We start from the raw sequence: 17,230 nt of genomic DNA, 5'->3' as shown, positions 1-17,230 counted from the left end.
TCAGGCCTTTCCGATGGCGGCAAAACCGGCATCAAGCGCGGTCAGAATGGTGGTGGCGTCGGCTTCGGTCAGGACCAGCGGCGGCGACAGGATCAGGTTGGGGCCGGACACTCGGACCATGGCACCGTTCTGATAGGCGACCTCTTGTACGGTTTGGGCCGTGCCACCGTCGATCGGTTTCTTGGCCTTTCGGTCACTGACCATCTCGATGGCGGTCATTAGGCCGTGGCCCCCGCGCACGTCGCCGATGATGTCATACTTTTCCATCAGCGCCTTGCAGCCCTCGTATAGCTGTGTACCTCGCGCCGCGGCGTTTTCGATGACATTCAGTCGTTTCGTTTCGGCCAAACAGGCCAGAGCAGCCGCTGCCCCGACGGGGTGGCCAGAGTAGGTATAGCCATGTCCGATTTTGGCGTCTGGATTGCCTTCGAACACCTCGATCATCTGCTCGCCCAGCATGACCGCCCCAAAAGGGAAGTAGCCGTTTGTTATGGCTTTGGCGGTGGCCATCATATCAGGCTGGATGCCCCAAAGCCGCGCCCCCGACCATGCGCCGGTGCGCCCATAGGCCGTGATGACCTCGTCGGTGACCAACAAGATGCCGTTGCGGTTGCAGATGTCTTGCACGGCGGGTGCAAAGCTGTGGTGGGGCGGGATCACCCCGCCTGCGCCCAAAATCGGCTCCATGATCATGGCGGCGATGGTGTTTGCGCCCTGGAAGGCAATTTCATCCTCAAGCGCCTGCAAGCAGAGTTGCGCCAGCTTCTCCGGATCTGTTTCGTTGAACGGGTTGCGATAGGTGTAGGGCGCCGGGATGTGGAAGCAGCCGGGCAAAAGCGGTTCATAGGCGTTGCGGAAGTTCGCGTTGCCGTTGACCGATGCACCGCCGATATGCGTGCCGTGATACCCCTTCTTGAGGCTGAGGAATTTGGTACGCCCCGCTTCGCCCCGGAGCTTGTGGAATTGCCGCGCCAAACGCAGCGAGGTTTCGACTGAATCCGACCCGCCAGAGGTGAAGAACGCGCGGCTCAATCCATCCGGGGCAAAGAAATCACTCAGCTCATAAGACAGTTCAATCGACACATCGTTCGAGGTGCCCCGGAAGGTCGAGTAGTAAGGCAAAGTGTCCAGCTGCTGCGCGATGGCGTCTTTGACCGGCTGGCAGGAATAGCCAAGGTTGACGTTCCACAGGCCGCCCACCCCGTCGACAACGCGGTGACCGTCGATATCAGTGATCGACACGCCATCGCCGCCGGTAATGATCTTTGGGGGATTGTCGGCGCTGTCTTTAGGAGAGGTCATTGGGTGCCACATAAAGCGGCCATTGTTTTCCTTTAGGAAGTTCGAATCTTTCATGGCGTGGATTCCATTGTCATCGGATGTGAAAGGGAGCGGGCCCATGCGGCCTCAATTTCGGCGGGCGTTGTTCCGCCCCAGTTGCGGGTGATCTCGCGGGCGGCGATCACCAATTCTGATTTGATTGTCTGTTCCAGCTCTGGCGTGAACCGAGAGGCCACGCAGGCGACAGCCACGGCGCCAGCAAAGTGTCCGCTTTGGTCAAATAAAGGAGCGGACAGGCTTTTGGTTTCGGCCGCATAGCTTTGATTGCCGACACCAAACCCGTTGCGACGAATTGTGTCTACGAGGCTGGCGAGATCTGCCTTGGTGGTCGGTGTTTTTTCAGTGAAGCCTTCTAGCGAGGCAGCGGCGACGTCGAACAATTCGTCAGGCCCAAACGCCAACGCGCATAGGCCTGACGCGGTTGCATGAAACGGAAAGATGTTGAGATCAATCACCGCTCGGATGCCATGGTGAGGGGATTCGCAATCACAAAGCCCGTATAAGGTCTCTCCTGACAGGACCGTCACATGCGCTGTTTCACCGGTCACGTCTGCCAGGGCGGTCAGGGCGGGCTTTGCCCCCTCTTTGCGCGGCACGGTTGCCTCACGCACCTGTGCCAACTGCATGACTGCAGGGCCAAGTCGATAGTGTTTCGTCGCCGGATTTTGCTCAACAAATCCAGCCGTTTCAAGGGCCTGCAAGTGCCGATAGGTCGTTGCTTTGTCCCGTCCCGCGATCCGGCACATTTGCGACAGCCCAATCTCTGGCCGGGCGGCAGAGAAGTAGGACAGGAGCGTCAATGCTTTGGCGGCGGAGGACATTTTAACCCTTTCAGATTGGCGGGAACAAAAAAAGTTTGACAGAAGATATTTAACAAGGCAACCTTTTTTCCATAACAACGGTTCGACATATGAACCGACTTACAGGGAGAATGAAATGTCCAAATTTTCGAAATCCGTGACGGCAATGGCGCTGGCCATGGCGGCTGTCGCAGGGGCCGCACAGGCTGAATATCCGGAAAAACCAGTGGAATTCGTCGTGCCGTGGCCTCCCGGCGATCTGGAAGACGTGCTGACACGCATGATCGCCGAGGACTTCTCGGAAGCCTACGGCGTGCCGACAGCTGTCGTGAACAAGCCCGGCGGCGGTGGTGGCCCCTTCCCAGGTGCAATCGAAGTGGCGAATGCGCCTGCTGACGGCTACACGGTTGGGTCGTTCATCATCGCAGTGCCCGTTGTCGGCCCTCAGATCGGCATTCCCGAGCTGAACCCTGACCCCTTTGTGCCGCTTGGCAATTTCCTGACATACCCCTTCGTGATCGCTGCAAGTGGTGATGCTGGCTATTCCACAATGGAAGAACTGGCGGCTCACGCTCAGGACAACGATGTGGTTCTGGGGCATTTCGGGGCACCGCTGGTGCCGACACAGGTGACCCTGGGCCTGGCCAAGGAAATGGGTTTCTCCTACGCCTCTGACGCGGCGTTTGATGCGCTGGATTGCAACACGCTGGCCTCCGGCGACGTAGACGTGATCAACACCACGCTGCAACTGATCCTGCCCTGCCTCGATGATGTGAACGTGCTGGCCTCTATCGGGTCCGAGCGGATTTCGCTGACACCTGATACGCCGACTGTGGCCGAACTGGCGCCAAGCCTTGATGTGTCCCTGTGGAACGGACTGTTTGTGCACGCCGACACACCGCAGGACGTTCAGGACAAGATCATCGCCGTCGCGCAAGAGACTGTCATGTCTGATCGCGCACAGGCGTTGGCCGCCGAAACCGGTGCGCTGGTCTACTGGCAGTCCGCTGACGAGGTGAAGGCGCAGATCGCGCAGGATATCGAGACCCTCGCCGGTATCGAAGCCATGTTGGCCGAGTAAGGTCTAAGAATTGGCCGGGCATCCCACAGAGTTGCCCGGCCGTATTTCATTTTGACATTCGGACATCGCTCATGTCGCGTGTGAAAACGCTCCAATCCTTGTTCAAGCGCTACCGCCGACCGGGTGACATTGTCTTCGCCTGGATCGCATTGGTGGTGTCTGTATTTCTTTTGTCGCAATTGATGGATCAGACCACTTGGAAAAACGGCGGGAAGCTGTTCGCTCAGCCACGGTTCTGGCCTGCGGTATCCTTGGGCGGCATGGTCCTCTTTGCGGCTTTCCACCTGCTGGGGTCTGCCCTGTCCGAACGTATTTACGGCCGCTGGCAAGAAGTTTGGCTGTGGATTTCATCGCTGGAATATGCGGGCTGGTTCATCGCTTATGCGCTGCTTGTGCCCTATGCAGGCTATCTCCCTTCAACGGTGCTTTTTGCTGTCGCGCTGGCGTTGAGGGCGGGCTACCGCAAGGTGTCAACACTTGGCATTTCGGCTGTCGCCGCCGTCGTGATCGTTTTGCTTTTCAAGACCTTCCTCAAGGTTAACCTGCCCTCGGGCCTGATCTACGAGAGCCTGCCCGACGGGCTGCGCCAGATCATGCTGACGTATTTCTAAAGGACCGCTCAGATGGAAAACCTCGTTGCCGGTCTTGAGATGCTCGCGCGTTGGGATGTGATGCTGGCGCTTCTGGTGGGGTCCATCGGGGGTGTAATCATCGGCGCAATTCCGGGCGTCGGCCCAGCTGTGGCGATTGCAATTTTGCTGCCTGCGACCTTCTCGCTCGACCCGATTGTAGGGCTAACGATGCTCTTGGGGATCTACGGCTCGTCCATGTACGGCGGCGCGATCCCGGCGGTTCTGATCAACACGCCCGGTACGGCGGTGAATGCTTTGACCTCCTATGATGGCTACCCGATGACCGAGCGGGGCGAGGCGCACCGCGCTGTGTCATTGGCCTATTCGGCATCCTTCTGGGGTGGCATCTTCGGCATTCTGTGCCTGATCCTGCTGTCACCCGTCCTGGCCCTGATCGCGCCCATGTTCGGCTCGCGCGAGATTTTCTTGGCTGCATTGCTGGGCATCATCCTCGTGATCCTTGCCCATCGGGGGCAAATCATGGCGGCGGGGTTGCTGGCGATGTTCGGGATATTCCTGCAAACCGTTGGCCTGGACGCAGTGACCTACACTCAGCGCTATACGTTTGGCTATTCCTTCCTGTCATCTGGGGTGAACCTGATTGTGGTGGTGCTGGGGCTGTTCGCCTTGTCCCAAGCCTTCTTCCTGCTGACCGCCCCCGACAACAGCCCCGATGCCAAACCCATCACAGGCCGCATGGGCGCAGGGATCAAAGAGCTGCTGGGCCATAAACGTGTGGCGACGGTCGCATCAGGGTTCGGAGTGATCCTTGGCATGATCCCCGGCACGGGCGAATTCACGGCGCAGTTCATGTCTTACACTTACGCGCAGAAGACATCCAAAGAGCCTGAAAACTTCGGCAAAGGGTCGCCCGAAGGGTTAATCGCATCCGAGGCCGCCAACAATGCCGTGCCCGCCGCCGCGATGATCCCGCTTTTGGCGCTGGGCATTCCGGGTGAGGCGCTGACGGCGATGATGCTGTCTGTTTTCTATGTCCACAACGTGATCCCCGGCCCGCAACTGTTCCAGAACAACATTGATCTGGTCTATGGCCTCTATTTTGCGCTGATCGCTTTGAACGTCATTGTGATGGTGTTCCTGCTGTTTTCAACGAACCTCCTGACCAGGATCATCCGCGTGCCGACACGGTTCCTTGGGGTGATGATCCTGCTGCTGTCTTTTGTGGGCGTCTATTCCCTGCGCAACTCGCTGACCGACTGCATGATCGCCGCTGGGTTCGGGGTGCTGGGCCTGATCCTCAAGCGGCTGAACCTGCCGATTGTGCCGATCATTCTGGGGATGGTGTTGGGCGGCATTATGGAGGTGAAGCTGCGCTCCGCCCTGCCGCGCTTGAAGACCCCTCTGGATGTGATCGACCGACCCATTGCGGCCATTCTGTTCTGTATGATCCTTCTGGTGCTGGCGCTGCATCTGCGCACCCTCATCAAAGAATGGCGCGCGCATCAGCCCGAAGACGATCACGACTTACACGATACCCAGACGAGATAGCCAGATGGACCAAACAAAGATCGACGCGCTCCGCGCCTTGCCTGTCCTTGCCTTCGATCACCTGATTGATGGAAAACATGTGCCTGCATCGGACGGCGGGCGGATGGACATTATCTCACCCATTGATGGCACGGGATTGACCACGACGGCTGCGGGGACGGCTGCGGACATGGAGGCAGCCATTGCCTCGGCCCGCGCGGCATTTGAGGATGGGCGCTGGTCGGGGCAACCGCCGGCCGCGCGCAAGAAGGTGCTGATGAAATGGGCCGATCTGATCGAGGCAAATGCCTTGGAACTGGCGGTTCTGGGTGTGCGCGACAACGGGACCGAGATCGGCATGGCCCTAAAGGCCGAGCCTGGGTCGGCGGCGGCCACAATTCGCTACTATGCCGAGGCGCTGGACAAGATTTACGGCGAAATCGCCCCGACTGCGGGCGACATTCTGGGCATGATCCACAAGGAACCTGTGGGCGTAGTCGGCGCAATCATCCCATGGAACTTCCCAATGATGATCGGCGCATGGAAGCTGGGGCCAGCCTTGGCAATGGGCAATTCCGTTGTTCTGAAACCTGCGGAAACTGCATCCCTATCCCTGATGCGGATGGCGGAACTGGCGCTTGAAGCGGGTCTACCACCCGGCGTGCTGAACGCCGTGACCGGCGAAGGCCGCGTGGTGGGTGAAACGCTTGGTCTTTCGATGGATGTGGACGTGTTGGTGTTCACGGGCTCAGGTGCCACAGGGCGGCGGCTGATGGAGTATTCGGCACGGTCCAACATGAAACGGGTCTATCTGGAACTGGGCGGCAAATCCCCCAATATTGTTTTCGCGGATGCGCCAAACCTTGATGAGGCCGCTAAGGTCGCAGCGGCTGGAATTTTCCGCAATGCAGGGCAAGTCTGCGTTGCAGGCTCGCGCCTGTTGGTCGAGGCGTCCATTCACGATGACTTTGTCACCGCAGTCGCCAAGGCCGCAGAGGCCATGCGCGTGGGTGACCCACTCAAGGTTGACACCCATATTGGCGCAATCAATTCCGAAGTGCAGTTGAAGGCGAACCTAGGCTTTGTCGAAACCGCTACCGCCGAGGGCGGACAGGTCGTCACCGGCGGCTCGCGCATACTAGAGGAGACCGGTGGCACCTACATGGCCCCGACAATTGTCACCGGCGTGACCCGCGATGCGACGTTGGCCCAGAAAGAAGTGTTCGGACCGGTTTTGGGCGTGACAGCGTTTCAGAATGAAGACGAGGCGATCTCGCTCGCCAATTCGACTGTTTACGGTCTGGCAGGGGCGGCATGGACGGCGAACCTAGGCCGCGCCCACCGCATGGTCCGCGCGGTACGCACGGGGGTCATGCACATCAACACCTATGGCGGAGCGGATGGCACTGTGCCGCTGGGAGGCGTGGGGCAGTCTGGCAATGGTGCTGACAAGTCCCTGCATGCCATCGAGAAATATGTGAACCTCAAGACCGCGTGGATCAAATTATGAGCGACACCAAAACAATTCTGGTCATCGGGACCTATGACACCAAAGATGATGAGTTGGGGTATCTCGCCGGCGTGATCCGCGATCAGGGCGGGCGGGTCGTGACCATGGATGTGTCGGTGCTCGGGGATCCATCCCAGCCCACGGACTACTCCAAACATGATGTGGCCGCCGAGGGCGGAAGCTCAATCCAGGCAGCCATCGACAGTGGCGATGAAAACCACGCGATGCAGATCATGGCCAAGGGTGCGAGCCTGTTGGCCGCGCGTTTACACGCCGAGGGCAAATATGACGGGATTATCGTGCTGGGCGGCACGATGGGCACCGATCTGGCGCTGGATGTGGCGTCTGCCCTTCCGCTTGGGGTGCCGAAGTACATCGTGTCCACAGTTTCGTTCTCTCCGTTGATCCCTGCCGAACGGCTGGCGGCTGATACACAAATGATCCTCTGGGCTGGCGGGCTCTATGGGCTCAATTCTGTGTGCAAGGCATCTCTGTCGCAGGCTGCGGGCGGGGTCCTGGGCGCGGCCAGAGCCGTGCAAAGGCCGGATCCCGACAAACCGCTGATCGGGATGACCTCGCTGGGCACCTCGGCTTTGAAATATGTGATCCCTCTGAAGCCTGCGCTGGAAGAGCGTGGATTTGAAGTGGCCGTGTTCCATGCGACTGGCATGGGCGGGCGCGCTTATGAAAGTCTCGCCGAGCAGGGGGCCTTTGCCTGTGTCTTTGACTTCTGCACGCAAGAATTGGGCAACCACGTACATGGCTCTAACATCTCGGCCGGGGCGGATCGTTTGACCAACGCCGGAGCCAGCGGGACGCCGCAAATCGTGGCGCCGGGATGCTATGACTTGGTGGACGTCGTTGGATGGCAACCCATCGACAGCAAATGGGATGCGCATATGAAACATGCGCACAACCGCTTGATCACCTCGATTGTCCTGCAAGCGGATGAAACCAAACGCGTCGCGCGCGCGCATTGCGAACAATTGGCAAAGGCCACAGCACCGACAGCATTGATCCTTCCGGAACACGGGCTGGGTGAGTGGGACCGCGAAGGCGCTGATTTGTATAACCCCGATGGTCTTTCCGCGTTTCTGGCCGAATTCGAAACGCATGTCCCTGACACCGTAGCGACCCACCGCCTACCTTGTCACATCAACGATGCGGCCTTCGCAGACAAGGCGCTCGAGATTTTCGACGGCTGGCGCGCCGATGGGACAATCAATGTCTAGGTCTGTGCCCCCGGGTCCAGCCGGGTCAGCAGATCGAGAAGGGTCTCATAGTCTTGGTCACCCAGCGTTTCCTTAAAACCCGCCACGATCATCGCCGCCTGCGGCGCATGGTCGTCGATGATTTTCTGACCCATGGCGGTGATTTCGATGAACTGTCGGCGTCGGTCTTTGTCATCACGGGTTTGAGTGACGAAGCCTTTGTCGCGTAAGGTCGCGGCGATCCGTGTCAAACTGGGAAACAACAGGCTCGATCGGTCCGCAAGGGTCTTGGTATCCATCCGGCCAAATTCGGCCAACACGCGCAACACGCGCCACTGCTGTTCTGTGATACCGGTCTCCGACAGCATTTCACGGATAGGGGACATCACCCCCTCGCGGGCGCGAATGAGTGCGATGGGGAGGGATCGGTTGGTTGGCGGGATCGATTTGGTCATGAAACCTGATGTGCTCTTACGGTGAAGTATTGACAACCACTATGTCCGCTACTTAACTTGGCAACAATTAACATGTTAAGGAAATGACATGCCGCACTTTCAGATCGATTATTCCGGCAACCTTGAGGATGTCGTGGATATGAGCGCGCTGTGCGAAGCGATCAGAGCGGCGGCGGCTGAGGTTGAGACCTTTCCAACCGCTGGTATCCGCGTGCGCGCCACCCGAGTGGATCACGTTGCGATGGCGGATGGAGATGCAAAGCACGGATTTATCGACCTAAGCGTGCGGCTGCGCGAAGGGCGGACGGATCAGGTCAAGCAACACGCCATCGCTTGCATCTTTGCCGCCCTCAAAGACTTCATGGCCCCTGCGATGGAAACACGGTCTATCGCCCTATCGGCCGAGATGCGCGACATTGATGCCGCGCTTTCACCCAAATTCGGAAACGTCCGCGACCATATGGAGGACAGCGCATGAGCGTTCTTGACGACAACAATGCAAAACTTGATGGCTATCTCGCGCGGTTCCGCGAGACCGGTATTCAGAACCGCATCGCGGGCGCGGATGCGGCAGGTTCAATGGGGGTGTTTCAAACCACCTCGCCGGTCGACATGTCGGTAATCTGCGATGTGGCCCATGGTGCTGCCGCCGACATTGATCAGGCCGCGAATGCGGCGCATGACGCCTTTGCCGCGTGGCGCGATATGCCTGCGGGCGAGCGCAAGAAGATCCTCATCCGTATTGCCGAAGGGATCGAAGTCCGCGCCGAAGAGATCGCACTGTGCGAATGCTGGGACACGGGCCAGGCCTATAAGTTCATGTCCAAGGCCGCCCTGCGTGGGGCCGAGAACTTCCGCTATTTCGCCGATCAGGTTGTGCAGGCGCGCGATGGTCAGCATCTGAAATCACCAACGTTGATGAACATCACCACCCGTGTGCCGATTGGGCCGGTAGGGGTCATCACCCCGTGGAACACACCGTTTATGCTGTCCACATGGAAGATTGCGCCAGCTTTGGCGGCAGGCTGTACGGTGGTTCACAAACCGGCCGAAGCCTCGCCGCTGACCGCCAGACTACTCGTGGAAATCGCTGAGGCTGCTGGCCTGCCGCCCGGCGTGCTGAACACCGTCAACGGCTTTGGCGAAGGTGCCGGTAAGGCGCTGTGCGAACATCCCAAGATCAAAGCCATCGCCTTTGTCGGCGAAAGCCGCACGGGCAGCCTGATCACCAAACAGGGGGCCGACACGCTCAAGCGGAACCACCTTGAACTGGGGGGCAAGAACCCGGTCATCGTGTTTGATGATGCAGATCTCGACCGCGCCCTCGATGCGGCGATCTTCATGATCTATTCAATCAACGGCGAGCGGTGCACGTCGTCCTCGCGGCTTTTGGTGCAGGATACCATCAGCGAGGAATTCGAAGCCAAGCTGATCGAACGGGTCAACAACATTCGCGTGGGTCACCCGCTGGACCCGGCAACGGAAATCGGCCCGCTTGTGACCGAAGAACATTTCAACAAAGTCACCAGCTATTTCGACATCGCCAAACAGGACGGCGCCACGGTTGCAGCCGGGGGCGAAGTTGTGGGCGATGAAGGGTACTTCGTCCGTCCCACCCTGTTCACCCAGGCCCACAACAAGATGCGCATCGCGCAGGAAGAGATCTTTGGCCCTGTTCTGACGTCAATCCGGTTTTCGACCGAAGAAGAGGCGCTGGAGATGGCCAATGACACCGCCTATGGCCTCACGGGTTATGTCTGGACCAACGATCTGACCCGCGCCTTGCGGTTTACCGACAAGCTGGAGGCAGGGATGATCTGGGTGAATTCCGAAAATGTCCGCCACCTGCCCACTCCATTTGGTGGCGTCAAAGCCAGCGGCATCGGCCGCGATGGCGGGGACTGGTCGTTCGAATTCTACATGGAACAAAAGCACATCGGCTTTGCCACCGGTCAGCATAAAATCACGAAACTGGGCGCGCTCAAGTAGCGACGCGATAGCGAATAGAAAAGGGAGCACTCTGATGCCCGTACCTGCGCCAAACCTATACCCCGATTTCAACACGATCCGGCTCAGCCACGTCTGCCTGAACGTCAAAGACCTCGCCGCATCGCGCAAGTTCTACACCGATATCCTTGGCCTGCAGGTCACCGACGAAAGCGAGAGCCACGTCTATCTGCGCGCCATGGAAGAACGGGGCCACCACTGCGTGATCCTGCAGAAGTCCGACCAGCCGGGCACGGTAGAAGTCATGGGTTTCAAGACCTTTGACGAGGCGGACCTCGACAAGGCGGAGACCTATTTCAAGTCCAAAGGCCGACCAACCGAGTGGGTCGAGCGCCCGTATCAGGGCCGCACGCTACTGACGTCAGACAACATGGGCATCCCGCTGGAATTTTATCACAAGATGGACCGGCTGGAGCCCATTCATCAAAAATACGCGCTCTATCGCGGGGTCAAACCGCTGCGGATCGACCATTTCAACTGCTTTAGCCACGATGTTGATGCGTCGGTCGATTTCTATTCCGACTTTGGCTTCCGTGTGACCGAATACACCGAAGATGAAGAGAGCAAAAAACTCTGGGCCGCATGGATGCACCGCAAAGGTGGCGTGCATGACATGGCCTTTACCAGTGGGACCGGCCCGCGCATGCACCATGTGGCGTTCTGGGTGCCAACGCCGCTGAACATCATCGACCTGCTGGACCTGATGGCGACGACTGGCTACGTGGACAATATCGAACGCGGCCCCGGACGGCATGGGATTTCCAATGCGTTCTTCCTCTATATCCTTGACCCCGATGGCCACCGGATTGAGATTTATTGCTCGGATTATCAGACGGTTGACCCCGATCTTGAGCCCATTAAGTGGGACCTCAAGGACCCCCAGCGCCAAACCCTCTGGGGCGCGGCTGCACCGGAAAGTTGGTTCAAGCACGGGACGCAGTTTGTGGGCGTCGACCTCAAGGATCCTGAATTGAACGCCAGCCCGATCATCGCGCCATGACCCTGACCTTAAAGAATCCGTCGCTGTTGCGGCAGGCCGCCCGTGTGGGCACCCGCTGGATCGCCGCAGACGGTCAAGGGGTCGCCGTCACCAACCCAGCCACCGGTGATGTGCTGGGCCATGTCCCCAAGTTGGGGCGGGTAGAGACGCAAGAGGCGATCGAAGCGGCCCAAACCGCCCAAGAGGCGTGGGCCGCGCGCACGGCAAAGGATCGAAGCGCGGTTCTGCGCCGTTGGTTCGATCTTATGATGGAAAACCAGTCTGATCTGGCCCAAATCCTGACGGCGGAACAAGGCAAACCCCTGGCCGAAGCGGCGGGGGAAATCGCATATGGCGCATCCTTTATCGAGTGGTTCGCCGAAGAAGCCCGGCGCGCCTATGGCGACATCACGCCCGGCCATGCGCCCGACAAACGGATCTTGTCGGTCAAGCAACCCATCGGCGTTGTCGCGGCGATCACGCCATGGAACTTCCCGAACGCCATGATCACGCGCAAGGCAGGACCCGCCTTTGCCGCCGGTTGCGCCATGGTGCTAAAGCCTGCGGGCCAAACGCCGTTTTCAGCGATTGCACTGGCGGTGCTGGCCGAAGAAGCAGGGTTGCCCGAAGGGTTGTTTTCGGTCCTGACCGGCTCTGCTCGCGAAATTGGGTCGGCCATGACCGACAGCCCCGTCGTGCGCAAACTGACCTTTACCGGGTCCACTGAGGTCGGCGCGCAGCTCTATGCCCAATGTGCGCCGACGATCAAGAAGCTCGGGCTCGAACTGGGCGGGAACGCACCCTTCATCGTGTTCGATGACGCCGACCTTGATGCGGCTGTCGAGGGTGCTGTGATCGCGAAATTCCGCAACAACGGGCAAACCTGTGTCTGTGCGAACAGAATTTACGTTCAATCGGGGACCTACAACGCTTTTGCAGACAAGCTGGCGGCCAAGGTCGCGGCTTTGCCCACGGGCAACGGATTTGACGAAGGCGTGATCTTTGGCCCGCTCATTGACGATGCAGCCGTGACCAAGGTGACGGACCACATCTCGGATGCGACAGCCAAAGGAGCCAAGGTGATCCATGGCGGCTCACCCCATGCCCTTGGCGGGACCTTCTTTGAGCCGACGATCCTTACAGATGTGACAGCCGACATGGCCGTCGCCACCGAAGAAACCTTTGGCCCGGTGGCCCCTCTGTTCCGGTTTGACACCGAAGCAGAGGTCATTGCCGCAGCCAATGACACCGAGTTCGGTTTGGCCTCTTACTTCTACAGCCGTGACCATGCGCGCGTCTGGCGCGTGTCCGAGGCGCTGGACTATGGCATGGTTGGCGTGAACACGGGTCCGATTTCAACCGCCGAGGCCCCGTTTGGCGGGGTCAAAATGTCCGGTCTGGGCCGCGAAGGATCGCGCCACGGGCTCGATGATTTCCTTGAACTGAAATACATCTGCATGGGTGGGATCGAGGACGCTTAAGCAATGGACTGGGAGGACCATCCGATGAAATTTGCAACATACACAAGCGGCGGAAAAACATTCTACGGCGCCGTTACCGAGGCTGGCATGATCGCCCTGAACGATGCCTTCGCTCAGTGGCCCACATTGTTTGACGCCGTGCAGGCCGGCGGCCTTGCTGACCTTGGCGCAGCGGCAGAGGGACAATCCGTCACCCACACCGATTTTCAATATGAGATGGTTTTACCCAATGCCCGCCGCATCCTGTGTGTGGGCGTGAACTTCCCGGACCGAAATGCGGAATACAAAGACGGGTCCGAGCAGCCGAAATACATGTCGCTCTTTCCGCGTTTTGCCAGCGGGTTCACAGGGCATGATTGCCCGCTGGTCCGCCCTCCGGAAAGCCCGCAGTTGGACTACGAAGGCGAGGTGGCCATTGTGATCGGTAAAGGCGGCCGCCGCATTGCGCAGGCCGATGCCTATGACCATATCGCGGCTCTGACGATCTGCAACGAAGGCACGATCCGTGACTGGGTCCGGCACGCGAAATTCAATGTTACCCAAGGCAAAAACTGGGACAATTCGGGGGCGATTGGCCCATGGCTTGTGCCCTTTACCGACGCGGCCCAGTTGGACGACGCCCGCATCATTACCCGCGTCAATGGCGAGGTGCGGCAAGACGATGTTCTGTCCCGCATGATGCACCCGATCCGGCGCGAGATTGAATACATCTCGACCTTCATGACGCTGCAGCCCGGCGATATCATCGTCACCGGCACGCCTACTGGGTCCGGCGCGCGACTGGACCCGCCGCAATTCCTGAAACCCGGCGACGTGGTCGAGGTTGAGGTGAACACCATCGGCACATTGCGCAATACGATTGAGGACGAGCAGCTATGACGCCCCAAGATCACGCCCAAGCCGCCGCCGACCTTTTGCAAGCCGAAGCGACTGGCGAACAGATCGGCCTGTTGACCAAGCGCCATCATGAGATGGGGATGGATGATGCCTATGCCGTGCAAAACGCCATCTACCGCGCCAAGCTGGACCAAGGGCGATCTGTGGTGGGGTGGAAAATCGGGCTTACGTCCAAGGCCATGCAATATGCGCTGAACATCGACATCCCGGACAGTGGCATCCTGTTCGACGACATGGTGTTTGACCATGGCGCGACGGTGCCCAAGGGGCGTTTCATCCAACCACGGATCGAGGCGGAAATCGCCTTTGTGATGAAATCACCCATCGGCGGCGCAGATGTGACCCGCGACGACGTGATTGCGGCGACAGACTATGTCGCGCCCTCCATCGAAATCCTCGACACGCGCATCCTGCGCATCGACCCTCAGACCAAGGCGACGCGCACTGTCTATGACACGATCAGCGACAATGCTGCCAATGCGGGGATCGTTCTGGGGCCAGAGCGTCATCCGATTGATGCCTTTGACCTGCGCTGGGTCGGCGCGATCACGTCCCGAAATGGCGAGGTTGAGGAAACCGGCCTAGGGGCAGGGGTGCTGAATGATCCGGTTGAAAGTGTTGTCTGGCTGGCCCGCCGTATGGCCCAATATGGCCAAAGTATTGAACCGGGTCAGATCATCCTGTCGGGCAGTTTCATTCGTCCGATAGAATGCCCATCAGGCGCCGAGATTCATGCTGACTTCGGCCCCTTCGGCACTGTTGATATCAGCTTTGCCTGAGAGGAGCACCAATGCCCGCACCGCATAATCCATTCAAAGCCGCCATCGCCAAAGGAGAGCTGCAACTGGGCTGCTGGCTTGGGCTGGCCGATCCTTACATTGCCGAAATCAGCGCAGGGGCCGGTTTTGATTGGCTGCTGATTGACGGTGAACATGCGCCCAATGATCTTCGGTCCATCACGGCGCAGCTGCAAGTGATCGCCGGACGCGGCAGCCATGCCATGGTGCGCCCACCCATCGGCGAGACGTGGATCATCAAACAACTGCTGGACGCAGGCGCCCAATCCCTGCTGATCCCCATGGTCGAAAGTGGCCCACAGGCGCAGGCGCTGGTCGATGCCGTCACCTATCCGCCCCACGGCGTGCGCGGTGTGGGGTCGGCCCTTGCCCGCGCCTCGGACTTTGCCGCGATTGGCGATTACCTGACCACAGCGCGAGAGCAGATTTGCCTGCTGGCACAGGTCGAAAACCAAAAGGGCATGGACGCTTTGGACGACATTCTGGCGGTCGAGGGGCTGGACGGTGTGTTCATCGGCCCATCCGATCTGGCCGCGGATATGGGATATATCGGCAAGCCCGGGCAGGCCGAGGTCAAAGCGAGGGTTCTGGACGCAATCCAGCGGATCGTCGCGGCGGGCAAGGCGGCGGGCATCCTGACGCTGGATAAAGAGTTACAGGCGCAATGCCGCGCCTTAGGCGCTACTTTCGTCACGACGGAGATCGATGTGACGCTCTTCGCCCGCAATATGCGGACATCCGCGGCGGACGCGGCAAAGCGGCTCAAGTAGCCGAGCGACGTTTCGGGGAAAAGGCGGGGCTGATGCCCCGCTTTCCTAGTTTTGTTCGATCATGAAGTGGTCAAAAAACGCTGCCAGCTCTTCATGCTCCGTGATCGGCAGGATGTTCGCCACATGCTGATCCGGTCGCACCACCACCATAAGGCCACCGTTGCGTGTGGAAATGACCTCATCGTCCACGACATAGCCATACGGCAACATCTGAAAGAGGCTCATTTCATCCTTGCGCCAGCTCGGTTCGATCAACGAGCGGGCAAGGGTCCACAAATCCTGTGCAGCAGGCTTAGGCACTATAGTAATCTCCCCCATGATGCTGGCGGTTTTTGGTGCGCGGAGTTTTGGAAAGGGTTACGGACAGGACGCGGAAGAAAGCCGGTTCCCATTCGTAAAAGAGGCGAAGCCCGGTGTAGAAAACAAAACCCGCAATGATTGCTGGCGCTATCCCGAACATGAAGAACGACAGCATTGTCATCCCGAGGATCACCAGCAGATAGATCACGGGTAGGCCGCCCCATTCTGCGGGGCGGCTCAGGCCGCGAAAGACCGTATTGCGGCGCGGCATCAATCAGGCTCCGATGAACGTATCAGCGAGGCCGATAACAGCACCGACGACGATAGCGATTACAGGGCCTTTCAACGAACCCCAGCCGAACACGTAGGCGAGACAGCCCCAGATGAAGCCGACAGCGGCAAGGCTGACGCCAACGACCTTCGAGTCGGCCAGCGTTTCGTTGATGAAATCGCCAATGGCATCTTGCAGCCAGCCAGCAGAGGCCGGTGCAGCACTGACGACAATCAGAGCCAGCGCGAAGAACGCGGTCTGTTGGATGAAGTGGGTTTTGTTCATGAGGAAGTGCTCACTTTGCTTAGGATGATCCGCACGTAGTTGCGGGTTTCGGTGAAGGGGGGGACGCCGCCATATTCGACGACGCGGTGAGGCCCGGCGTTGTAGGCGGCAAGCGCCAGCTTCCAGGTTCCGAACGCGTGGTACTGCGCCGCCAAATAGCGGGCACCACCGTCGAGATTTTCTGCGGGGTTCTTTGGGTTCACGCCCAGGTTTTTTGCCGTTCCCGGCATGAGCTGCGCGAAACCGATTGCACCCTTGGGCGACCGGGCATCAGCCCGATACCGGCTTTCCTGCCAGACCAGCGCCATGAAAAGCTCAGCCGGAATGTCATGCCGGTCTGCCGCTGCATGGATTTCTTTGACGATCCGCTCCTGCGACCAACCACCCGAGGCGTTGCGAGGTCGCGGTGCTTTACCCGCAATCTCGATCTTTGCTGTCCGCTTGGCCTTGGGTGCTTCGGGCTGTTCTTCAAGCGTGTATTCACGCATCCGGATCGGACGAACGACGCCATCAACGATTTCTGCCCGCGCACCGTTCAGAAACACACTGCCATCGGGCTCGTATTCGATGACCTGGGCGGTAACGCCGGTTCCGACGAGCGCAAACAAAGACCAAATGGCGTTGAGCTGGCGTCCGTTTTCAGTGAAGATTTTGGAAAAGCTGCTCACGAGTTCGCTCTCACAAATAGGTCAGCAAAATTTACATAATTACTATTATGTGATTCGGTATTGGATCATCTGAGCAGCAAGAAATTGGATGCCGGGACACAGCACTGAGCCTTTCGCGGGCTTCGTAGGCAGCCAGCGTTCAGCTCGGATCAATCAGCCTGAAGGTCTGACCAAAGTGTAAAGCCTCGGAACCAGATTGTTCTGGCTCCGGGCCTGACGGCCCTTCGCATTGCTCAGAAAGCAATCATCCAACAGAT

19 protein-coding genes are annotated in these 17,230 nt (G+C 59.0%); 12 read left to right on the top strand and 7 right to left on the bottom strand.

What is annotated here, in order from left to right; all coding sequences use genetic code 11:
* Both AC2FFE_RS20215 and AC2FFE_RS20210 read right to left on the bottom strand, forming a co-directional pair.
* A complete protein-coding gene (locus AC2FFE_RS20215; RefSeq protein WP_496820958.1) occupies window positions 1-1,356 on the bottom strand; it encodes an aminotransferase class III-fold pyridoxal phosphate-dependent enzyme in 1,356 nt (451 codons plus the stop codon).
* A complete protein-coding gene (locus AC2FFE_RS20210) occupies window positions 1,353-2,162 on the bottom strand; it encodes an IclR family transcriptional regulator (protein WP_496820959.1) in 810 nt (269 codons plus the stop codon). The genes AC2FFE_RS20215 and AC2FFE_RS20210 overlap by 4 nt, the downstream gene beginning before the upstream one ends.
* Before the next feature lie 115 nt (window positions 2,163-2,277).
* Between AC2FFE_RS20210 and AC2FFE_RS20205 the strand changes: the two genes are divergently transcribed.
* The 5 genes from AC2FFE_RS20205 to AC2FFE_RS20185 all read left to right on the top strand — a co-directional run bounded on the left by AC2FFE_RS20205 (window position 2,278) and on the right by AC2FFE_RS20185 (window position 8,084).
* Complete coding sequence (locus tag AC2FFE_RS20205) at window positions 2,278-3,222, top strand: tripartite tricarboxylate transporter substrate binding protein (RefSeq protein ID WP_496820960.1); 945 nt, start codon at window positions 2,278-2,280, stop codon at window positions 3,220-3,222.
* Window positions 3,223-3,293: 71 nt separating this feature from the next.
* The gene (locus AC2FFE_RS20200) at window positions 3,294-3,833 is read left to right on the top strand and encodes a tripartite tricarboxylate transporter TctB family protein (protein WP_496820961.1); all 540 of its coding nucleotides are present in this window, start codon (window positions 3,294-3,296) and stop codon (window positions 3,831-3,833) included.
* Window positions 3,834-3,845: 12 nt separating this feature from the next.
* Complete coding sequence (locus AC2FFE_RS20195) at window positions 3,846-5,363, top strand: tripartite tricarboxylate transporter permease (RefSeq protein ID WP_496820962.1); 1,518 nt, start codon at window positions 3,846-3,848, stop codon at window positions 5,361-5,363.
* Between the two features lie 4 nt (window positions 5,364-5,367).
* The gene (locus AC2FFE_RS20190) at window positions 5,368-6,852 is read left to right on the top strand and encodes an aldehyde dehydrogenase family protein (RefSeq protein WP_496820963.1); all 1,485 of its coding nucleotides are present in this window, start codon (window positions 5,368-5,370) and stop codon (window positions 6,850-6,852) included.
* Entirely contained in the window at window positions 6,849-8,084 is a 1,236-nt protein-coding gene (locus AC2FFE_RS20185; protein ID WP_496847528.1) for a Tm-1-like ATP-binding domain-containing protein, read from the top strand. The genes AC2FFE_RS20190 and AC2FFE_RS20185 overlap by 4 nt, the downstream gene beginning before the upstream one ends.
* Here AC2FFE_RS20185 and hpaR read toward each other — a convergent pair.
* Entirely contained in the window at window positions 8,081-8,518 is a 438-nt protein-coding gene (gene hpaR / locus AC2FFE_RS20180) for a homoprotocatechuate degradation operon regulator HpaR (RefSeq protein WP_496847526.1), read from the bottom strand. The genes AC2FFE_RS20185 and hpaR overlap by 4 nt on opposite strands.
* 88 nt (window positions 8,519-8,606) lie before the next feature.
* Between hpaR and AC2FFE_RS20175 the strand changes: the two genes are divergently transcribed.
* The 7 genes from AC2FFE_RS20175 to AC2FFE_RS20145 are packed head-to-tail and all read left to right on the top strand — an operon-like array spanning window position 8,607 to window position 15,449.
* A complete protein-coding gene (locus AC2FFE_RS20175) occupies window positions 8,607-8,996 on the top strand; it encodes a 5-carboxymethyl-2-hydroxymuconate Delta-isomerase (protein ID WP_496820967.1) in 390 nt (129 codons plus the stop codon).
* Window positions 8,993-10,507 carry a 5-carboxymethyl-2-hydroxymuconate semialdehyde dehydrogenase gene (gene hpaE, locus AC2FFE_RS20170; protein WP_496847524.1) on the top strand — a complete coding sequence of 505 codons (1,515 nt, stop codon included), beginning with the start codon at window positions 8,993-8,995 and terminating at the stop codon, window positions 10,505-10,507. Before AC2FFE_RS20175 ends, hpaE begins: the two co-directional genes overlap by 4 nt.
* A gap of 34 nt (window positions 10,508-10,541) precedes the next feature.
* Window positions 10,542-11,525: a 3,4-dihydroxyphenylacetate 2,3-dioxygenase gene (gene hpaD, locus AC2FFE_RS20165; RefSeq protein WP_496820969.1), complete on the top strand. Its 984-nt coding sequence runs from the start codon at window positions 10,542-10,544 to the stop codon at window positions 11,523-11,525.
* Entirely contained in the window at window positions 11,522-12,985 is a 1,464-nt protein-coding gene (locus AC2FFE_RS20160; protein WP_496820970.1) for an NAD-dependent succinate-semialdehyde dehydrogenase, read from the top strand. Before hpaD ends, AC2FFE_RS20160 begins: the two co-directional genes overlap by 4 nt.
* A gap of 24 nt (window positions 12,986-13,009) precedes the next feature.
* Window positions 13,010-13,864, top strand: a complete 855-nt coding sequence (locus AC2FFE_RS20155; protein WP_496820971.1) for a fumarylacetoacetate hydrolase family protein — start codon at window positions 13,010-13,012, stop codon at window positions 13,862-13,864.
* Window positions 13,861-14,661, top strand: coding sequence for a 2-oxo-hept-4-ene-1,7-dioate hydratase (hpaH, locus tag AC2FFE_RS20150; RefSeq protein ID WP_496820972.1), 801 nt, complete (start codon window positions 13,861-13,863; stop codon window positions 14,659-14,661). Before AC2FFE_RS20155 ends, hpaH begins: the two co-directional genes overlap by 4 nt.
* 11 nt (window positions 14,662-14,672) lie before the next feature.
* Complete coding sequence (locus tag AC2FFE_RS20145; RefSeq protein WP_496847522.1) at window positions 14,673-15,449, top strand: aldolase/citrate lyase family protein; 777 nt, start codon at window positions 14,673-14,675, stop codon at window positions 15,447-15,449.
* A gap of 45 nt (window positions 15,450-15,494) precedes the next feature.
* On the opposite strand, the gene AC2FFE_RS20140 is transcribed toward AC2FFE_RS20145, so the two are convergent.
* Genes AC2FFE_RS20140 through AC2FFE_RS20125 form a run of 4 tightly spaced genes read right to left on the bottom strand, consistent with a single transcriptional unit; the run spans window position 15,495 to window position 16,973 of the window.
* Complete coding sequence (locus AC2FFE_RS20140; RefSeq protein WP_496820974.1) at window positions 15,495-15,749, bottom strand: hypothetical protein; 255 nt, start codon at window positions 15,747-15,749, stop codon at window positions 15,495-15,497.
* Window positions 15,742-16,020, bottom strand: coding sequence for a VirB3 family type IV secretion system protein (locus AC2FFE_RS20135; RefSeq protein WP_152460684.1), 279 nt, complete (start codon window positions 16,018-16,020; stop codon window positions 15,742-15,744). The genes AC2FFE_RS20140 and AC2FFE_RS20135 overlap by 8 nt, the downstream gene beginning before the upstream one ends.
* A gap of 3 nt (window positions 16,021-16,023) precedes the next feature.
* Window positions 16,024-16,305 (bottom strand): hypothetical protein, encoded by a 282-nt coding sequence (locus tag AC2FFE_RS20130; protein ID WP_496847520.1) that lies wholly within the window; start codon window positions 16,303-16,305, stop codon window positions 16,024-16,026.
* Window positions 16,302-16,973, bottom strand: a complete 672-nt coding sequence (locus AC2FFE_RS20125) for a lytic transglycosylase domain-containing protein (RefSeq protein ID WP_496820976.1) — start codon at window positions 16,971-16,973, stop codon at window positions 16,302-16,304. The genes AC2FFE_RS20130 and AC2FFE_RS20125 overlap by 4 nt, the downstream gene beginning before the upstream one ends.
* Between the last annotated feature and the right edge of the window lie 257 nt (window positions 16,974-17,230).

The sequence above is a fragment of the Ruegeria sp. YTSA168 genome (assembly GCF_059610045.1).
This window is presented reverse-complemented; position numbering and strand designations above follow the sequence as displayed.